The organism is Viridibacillus soli (assembly GCF_016612995.1).
In the GTDB taxonomy this organism is placed as follows: domain Bacteria; phylum Bacillota; class Bacilli; order Bacillales_A; family Planococcaceae; genus Viridibacillus; species Viridibacillus soli.
This window is the reverse complement of sequence record NZ_JAEOAH010000037.1, coordinates 57,987-65,459: the sequence shown is the minus strand read 5'-3', so window position 1 is coordinate 65,459 and position 7,473 is coordinate 57,987. Positions and strand designations below refer to the sequence as shown.

At 38.7% G+C, this 7,473-nt stretch carries 5 protein-coding genes and 3 pseudogenes; 6 read left to right on the top strand and 2 right to left on the bottom strand.

Annotated elements, in window-relative coordinates; all coding sequences use genetic code 11:
- Window positions 1–260, bottom strand: a pseudogene (locus tag JFL43_RS22780) (IS701-like element ISPlan1 family transposase); the annotation flags it as partial.
- 284 nt (window positions 261–544) lie between these two features.
- Here JFL43_RS22780 and JFL43_RS17940 point away from each other — a divergent pair.
- Together JFL43_RS17940 and JFL43_RS17935 are read left to right on the top strand one after the other, a co-directional pair.
- The gene (locus tag JFL43_RS17940; protein WP_200750097.1) at window positions 545–1,177 is read left to right on the top strand and encodes a hypothetical protein; all 633 of its coding nucleotides are present in this window, start codon (window positions 545–547) and stop codon (window positions 1,175–1,177) included.
- 159 nt (window positions 1,178–1,336) lie between these two features.
- Window positions 1,337–1,498 (top strand): annotated as a pseudogene (locus tag JFL43_RS17935) (VOC family protein); the annotation flags it as partial.
- 115 nt (window positions 1,499–1,613) lie between these two features.
- Here the strand turns inward: JFL43_RS17935 and JFL43_RS17930 are convergent.
- The gene (locus JFL43_RS17930) at window positions 1,614–2,195 is read right to left on the bottom strand and encodes a TetR/AcrR family transcriptional regulator (RefSeq protein ID WP_200750096.1); all 582 of its coding nucleotides are present in this window, start codon (window positions 2,193–2,195) and stop codon (window positions 1,614–1,616) included.
- A 373-nt stretch (window positions 2,196–2,568) separates the two neighbouring features.
- Between JFL43_RS17930 and JFL43_RS17925 the strand changes: the two genes are divergently transcribed.
- From JFL43_RS17925 to JFL43_RS17910, 4 genes and pseudogenes are all read left to right on the top strand, one after another.
- Entirely contained in the window at window positions 2,569–3,774 is a 1,206-nt protein-coding gene (locus tag JFL43_RS17925; protein ID WP_234447875.1) for an MFS transporter, read from the top strand.
- 165 nt (window positions 3,775–3,939) lie between these two features.
- Window positions 3,940–5,001, top strand: coding sequence for an LLM class flavin-dependent oxidoreductase (locus tag JFL43_RS17920; RefSeq protein WP_200750094.1), 1,062 nt, complete (start codon window positions 3,940–3,942; stop codon window positions 4,999–5,001).
- Between the two features lie 796 nt (window positions 5,002–5,797).
- Complete coding sequence (locus JFL43_RS17915; RefSeq protein ID WP_200750093.1) at window positions 5,798–6,325, top strand: class I SAM-dependent methyltransferase; 528 nt, start codon at window positions 5,798–5,800, stop codon at window positions 6,323–6,325.
- 367 nt (window positions 6,326–6,692) lie between these two features.
- Window positions 6,693–6,935: pseudogene (locus JFL43_RS17910) on the top strand (isocitrate lyase/phosphoenolpyruvate mutase family protein); the annotation flags it as partial.
- Window positions 6,936–7,473 lie beyond the last annotated feature (538 nt).

The window sequence follows — 7,473 nt, the reverse complement described above, 5'->3', positions numbered from 1 at the left end:
TGCCGCACGTATTTTTGGGATTGTCGTAGAAGATAGGCTTCATTCCATAGGCTGTTTTTAAGGAAATGGCCAAGTGTTGTACGATGCTTTTGATGGTGGCTTAGGGCATGGATTTCTGTTAGTTTGCCTGTGAAACCAACACTCGACATCCCATCGATAAAGTGAGTCAAATGCCGTAAAACGGGCTTTGAAAAGTAAAAAGGCAATTGCGAATCAAGAAACCCTTTGTTGATTTGTTGGTGATGTGTTAATCTATTTATCGGACAGATACGCTCCTTTGGTGGATGATTGGGTTAGAGCTTTCATTTTAACCAAAAGGGTGGATTCTGTCTTTTTATTTTGTTAAATGGAAATTACTTGAATGAAATTTACTCATTTAAAGTAAGTCTATTTAATTATTTTAAATTAATTAATAGGTAATTTAATCCTGTTTTTCAAGTAATAAAACCTAATACTGGTGTTTTTATTGTAAAATTAATGAATGTGGATATATTTTCAAAATTAATATCTGTTTAACAAAGAAGATAGAACTGGGGGAATTTTGATGAAACAACGAAGAAAGAAACTAAAAAAAGGTATGGCCATGTCAACGATTGTAGCTTGTATCCTTTTATTTGGTTCAATGGGAGTTGGAGTAGAAGCTAAAGCTGCAACAAATAAAACGCAGCAAACATCTAAATCTGTCGGTGTTACACAAGTAGCTGCTACTGTTTCGAAAAAAGGGGTATTAACCTTTCCTAAGCAATTTAGCATGAAAAAAGTGATAAGCGAATTAAAGCCGGAAGCTGCTAACCTTGTAAAAATCTACGGTGATTCCCTTAATACCGGAAAAACTACATCTTTCAATTCGTATGTTAATAAACATGTAGCAGAGAAATCGAATGATAACTATTTACTTGGACACAAATATGTAAGGGACAATTACAGTCGAAAAGTAAAGGCAATGCGAAAAGGCACTTCGAAAAAAAATCTTTCCATTTATTCGAAGGCGCTTAAAAAAGTTACAACTTCCGAGGTGAAAGTTTACAATACATATAAAGGGACGGGATTTGCCACATTTACGTACGAATTCCGACCAAAAAACTTTGATGCCTTTGGTACGGTCACGGTCCAATTTAAATTTAGCCAATTGAATAATGGTAAATATGTGTTAGAGAATCTTTATTATATTTATTAAGAAACTAGAATGATTGTAGGTTGTAAATCTGTACAGCCTAGTTTATTTTTATTATTTATGAAAGTCTTCCTATAAATCAACTTGAAACATCCATCTTTAAAGAAAATAGATTAGATGGTTTCAGTTTTGAAGAGACTTGCCTAAGTGGGGTGTGATGAAACGCCTTCGTCACTGTTTTTCTTAGATAATCTTGATAAGCTATATAAAGACTTTTTGGATAAACATATCACAGTCGGGGACATTGTAAATATGCCTTTTGGTAGAGTATTTAACTTTGCAGATAACGAAGGAAATTATTTTGCGATTCTGGAGAGAAACTAAAATAAAAAGTACCAGGTTCTAAAACAACTCTGAATTGTTTTAGAACCTGGTACTTTTCACTATAAACAAAGACCTAAAAGTAAATCCCATTCGTAAAAATTAAAATCTTTCCGAATTACTTAAGCAATTTAAGTATTACCTCTATCGTATTACTAACAAATGATCGCTCTGGACGGGATTTCATTATTACGGTTAGCCCAATTAACGATACAATTAGCGCCTGTGATAAAGCCTTCGCGTTTACATCGGCCTCTAGTTCACCTGATTGTATACCTCGCTCAATGGTTTCTTGAAATATGACTGATAGATACATTTGATGTTCCCTTGTAAGAATTTCAAATTTCTCATCATGAGGCGCAAGTTCGACCATTGTATTGATGCAAAAGCATCCTCGACTGCTATTTTTTGTATATTCCTCAGCAACCACATTTTCAAAAAAAGTGGAAAATGCTTCTTTTACCGATGAATGGTTTTGAAGTCTAGTTCGCACATCGGAAGCACGGGACATCGTATATTTGCGCAGTGCGGCTTCGAACAATTCTTTTTTGTCTCCAAAGGCAGAGTATATACTGGGGCGTTGAATACCCATTCTGGAAGTTAGATCGCTTAATGAGGTAGCCTCATATCCCTTCTCCCAAAATAGTTGCATAGCGGCATCTAATACTTTTTCTTCGTCAAATTCGCGGGTTCGTCCCATAATTAATCCCTCTCGTTACTGTTGATTTTTTCTCAATTGCTCAATGATCTCAATCATATATAATTGTAAACTGCGTCTAGTTACATACCGAACAGTATATTATAATTTTATAGTTAGCCATTTATTTTGTCAAATGTAAGTTAGTTATTCTATTAAAGGAAAATCGTATATTAGATTATAACTAGTTAAATCGAATGAAATTATTGACAGTGATTGTTTTTATGGGTTATATTTACTGAGCATTATAACGTACTGAACGGTATGTTATAATACTCGGTATTTAAAATTAATAGAGATAAGGGGGGACAAAATGGAGGAGGTTAAAGAAAAAGTAGCAGTCGAAGCCGATATAAGGGCAAATTCATCACGGGGGATGTTTACCGCAGCAAATTCAGTTCATGGTTCTTCCATGTCTCGCTATGTGACGCTATTGTTTGCGGCTGTTTGCGGGATGTCTGTTGCCAATATCTACTTCGCACAACCGCTACTCGATAATCTGTCGAGTGAGTTCGGTATTGACTATTCAACTATTGGCATTCTCATTACCATTACTCAAATCTTTTATGCAGCGGGACTGTTGCTGCTGGTGCCGCTTGGAGATTTACTGAACCAACGCCGACTGATTATCGGTCAGATGCTATTATCCATAATAGCTTTAGTTATAGTTGGGACTGCCTCCTCCAGCACGGCATTATTCGTAGGTATGGCTTTGGTGGGACTGCTTGCCGTTGTGACGCAGACTCTTGTGGCGTTCGCGGCGACAATGGCTGCCCCTGCTGAACGAGGACGCGTCGTTGGAATGGTAACAAGTGGAATTGTGATTGGCATACTTCTTGCGCGAACTATTTCAGGAATATTAACAGATATGGCGGGTTGGCGTTCCGTCTATTTGGTCTCTGCTACGTTGATGCTTCTTATGGTTTGTGCATTATTTAGGGTGTTGCCAAATGTTGAGCGTGGGGTAAAATCACTGTCTTATCCCCAGCTACTTAGGTCGGTGTTTATATTGTTCGCACAAGAACGAATATTACGCATCCGTGCTATTCTGGCTCTGCTGATTTTTGCTGCTTTCAGCATTTTGTGGACGTCACTAGTACTGCCTCTTAGCGCGCCGCCATTATCTCTTTCGCACACTGCAATTGGGGCGTTTGGTCTCGCAGGAGTTGCCGGAGCGTTAGCTGCAGCACGAGCAGGGAAGCTAGCCGATCAAGGCTACGGACAGAGAACGACGGGCGTAGCTTTGATCCTATTGTTGATATCGTGGTTGTTAATCAGCTATATAGAACATTCGCTGTTAGCATTGGTCATTGGCGTTGTTCTTCTTGACTTGGCGGTACAGGCCGTTCATGTCACTAATCAAAGTATGATCTTAGCATTGAGTACGGAGGCGCGCAGTCGGATCACTGCCGGGTACATGATTTTTTATTCCATCGGCAGTGCTATCGGTTCAATTGCTTCGACCCAGATATATGCACACTATGGCTGGGGCGGAGTATGCTTGCTCGGAGCTTTTGTTAGTGCTTTAGCTCTGCTGTTTTGGGCAATGACCCGCAGCGCTACGGCTGCCGTATTAAAATAAAGCTTGTTTCAGATGATATTCAGATTCAGCAGCATTAATCAGAGCTACATCAACCTGTTTGAAAAGAACAGAATAATGGTTCGGAATAAAGGTATATGGAATTAAAACTTACTTTCAAAGCTATTAATATAGAGAAAAAAGCTATTAGAATAGGGGAGATTGACCATGGAGATAGGTATTACATCGTTTGTAGAAACAAAGCCGGACGTTAAGACAGGGGAAGTGATGAGTCACGCACAGCGATTGCGTGAAGTTGTTGAGGAGATTGTTCTTGCCGATCGAGTGGGACTTGATGTGTTTGGCGTAGGTGAGCATCATCGGAAGGATTATGCGGCATCTTCACCAGCAGTTGTACTGTCTGCGGCTGCAGCGCAGACGAAACGGATTCGGCTGACCAGTGCAGTAACGGTGCTTTCTTCAGTTGATCCTGTGCGCGTTTTTCAGGATTTTGCTACCCTCGATGGCATTTCAAATGGACGTGCGGAAATTATGGCTGGGCGGGGTTCCTTTGTTGAATCTTTTCCACTGTTTGGCTATGATCTGAATGACTATGAAGAGCTGTTTGAAGAACATTTGGAGTTGCTCCTTAAAATAAGGGAGTCCGAAAAAGTAACCTGGAAGGGTGGGCATCGGCCAGCGATTAATAATTTGGGCGTGTATCCACGACCTATTCAGAATCCTTTACCAATATGGGTTGGCAGCGGGGGCAATCAGGAGTCTGCTATCCGTGCAGGTCTGCTAGGACTGCCACTGATGCTGGCGATAATTGGTGGTAATCCGATGCAGTTTGAACCGCTCGTGCAGCTTTATAAGAAAGCGGCAGCGCACGCTGGTCATGACGAATCGCGGCTTAAGGTCGGATCGCATTCGATAGGATTTATTGCAGAGAATACGGAAACAGCGGCAGATACATTTTTCCCATCTACTCAGGCAGGGATGAATAAACTCGGCAGGGAGCGGGGGTGGGCGCATTATGACCGAGCTAGCTTTGATGCCGCGCGCAGTTTTGAAGGTGCACTGTACGTTGGCGATCCAGAAACGGTTGCCCAAAAGATCATTCACCTTCGTAAAAATGTGGGTATTACACGCTTTATGATGTATGTACCGTTAAGCACGATGCCGCATGACCAAGTGATGAGAGCTATTGAGCTACTAGGAACAGAGGTAGCGCCTCGGGTTCGGGAGGAAATAACCAAGTGGGAAGCTGAGATGGAAGGCAAACAGTAATGAATATATGAATTCCATAAAGTTTAATAAAGGCTGATGGGTGATCGAGGCCACTGGAAAAGTCCATTTTCCTCAAAAAAATAAAATAGCAGAAAAAAAGAGCCTCTAGAATTGCTTCTAAGGCTCTTTTTGCATTTAGGGAGTATTGAAGGGCATGTGGAATAGTGTGATTAAAGAACCTTTAAGATCCTTGGTTTTAGGTTTTTTTCTTTTGGCACGCCTATCAAAGCAAGGCATAACTAGTCGATGTGAGTCTGGTTGAGATAAGTGCATAAGAGCCAAGTCGCCTTGTAGCTGACGGGCAACTGGTGAAGAGGTCCTAAGGTTGTAAGGTTGAAGTCCTGCGACAAAGTATCCCTGAGAGGGGAGCGAGTAAAATAGTAGGTCATAACATCAAGTGAATACTGCCGCATCGGCAAGAAAGAACCTGCAAGATTAAAAGATCATAGATATTCATCTCGAAAAGATTACCGTGTTAGATCCAGGATAGTCAATAGATTAAAGGGAAGTGGATTAAATCGAAAGTATGTATTGCTATCTGCGACGGTGTAACACTTTTTAGTTCGTTGAAATATTATACAGAATGACTAAAAGTAGAGTTTTGAAGTGGTCATAATATAAGACTATAACTATTAGTTTGTAGGATTGAGCGTCATGTGAGGAGTAAAATTGCTTGATGTTTAGATTCAGGGTATTGTCGATGAAATCGTAATTATTGATACCAATTCAACGGATTGAACTAAAGAAATAGTAATTCATTGGACTAACCAATAAATAGAATGAAGGGTTGAGTAATGTGGGAGCAAACTGGCATGAAGACTTTATTTTTAACTTGGCAAGTCTTGTCCGTCCAAAGGTATATGTGGAGCTAGGAATACAGCATTGTAAGCTTTTTAATCAAATAATTCCTGTGGCTGAACGCTTGATAGGAGTAGATATTACCCCTGGTGCTGGCAATTATATGACAAAATCAGAGAATGTTCAATTTTTTAATGGTACCACACAGGAATTTGCTAAAGAATTAGAGGTTCACCCTCTGCAAATTGATATGTTATTCATCGATGCAGATCATTCAAAAAAGGCAGTATTACAAGATTTCAAGGATTTCTTTCCATTCGTTGCCTCCCATGGCTTAATTTTATTGCATGATACGCATCCTGAAAATGAGTATATGATGCACCCATCTTTGTGTGAGACTGCCTACCAAGCAGTTGAAGAATTATCAAAGGAAACAGAATCATATGAAATGATGACGATCCCAATTTCGCCAGGATTAACGATTTGTAGAAAACGACAGGCACAATTATCGTGGCATGAAAAGTAAACAATCATAGAGTAGATGTCCATACGGCTCATTAGCATCAAAGGTAATTAAGAGCATATACACTATAAAAATTATGATTATTAACACAAAAAATATAAACCGCACTACAAGTAAAAAAAGTTGTTCTGAAACTAACAGGGGTGAGGGTAAATACCTATGGCGTGTGATATCGGGTAATATAAATAGTTATAATTCCAATGAAAAAATAGCTTTAAAAGAGAAGTTTACGATAACTTCTCTTTTTTTGTTTCTATAGACCATAAGAGCAAGAATGTGGATTCCTTGATAAAATGAGATTCAATAAACATCAGGAGGAAATAAAATGATAAAAATTCAGGAATTCAATGAGCTACATTCGCCAAAATAAATGCTATTCATAGGTAATGCCTGGGATCTTCTTTCTGCCTTTACACTCGAGAAAGTAGGTTTCAAAGCGATTGGCACGACAAGTTGGGGAATTGCCAACTCACTTGGATATGCAGACGGTGAATTAATTGATTTTGAGAAGCATTTAGTAATTATCAAAACAATTACAGAAAATGTGAACATATCCGTTTCTGCGGACATTGAAGCAGGCTATAGTGAAGATATAGATATGATTGTTTATCATGCATCAAATAAGAGATGAATATTTGTATAAACTGATCAAAGTAAAACAAGAATTAGCATGATGCAAAAGGGATGCACTCAAATTTTAGTTCAAGTTGAATTTCCAATTAGCACTCACAATAAAAATCCGTGAAGAAGTTGCATCGTATATATGGGAATGGTTTGATTTGTATAAAAATTTACGCGTTTGGAGTTCTTTTGAAGGAGCAAAATTATGAACTGTTGGTTATTACTTATTTAAATCAAAAGATTGTCTGATTAGTAGTAATATAAGGTTGGTTTCCTTAGGTAACAGATTTAAATATTTCAACGACTGATGCAAACACCTCAACAAGTAATTCTGGAAGCAAAGTTGGATTTAAACTTTATGGTGTAAAATCAAAAATTAAAGCTGCATTTGGTATGGAGCACAGTAACACGGGAGAAAAAGTATATACACCAACACCAACACCTTTATTTTCACAACTCATATCATATTTAGAGGTAATTTTATTATGTATAAATAGGAGTATTCTATTGAGATTGTGAAGGTTTCTACT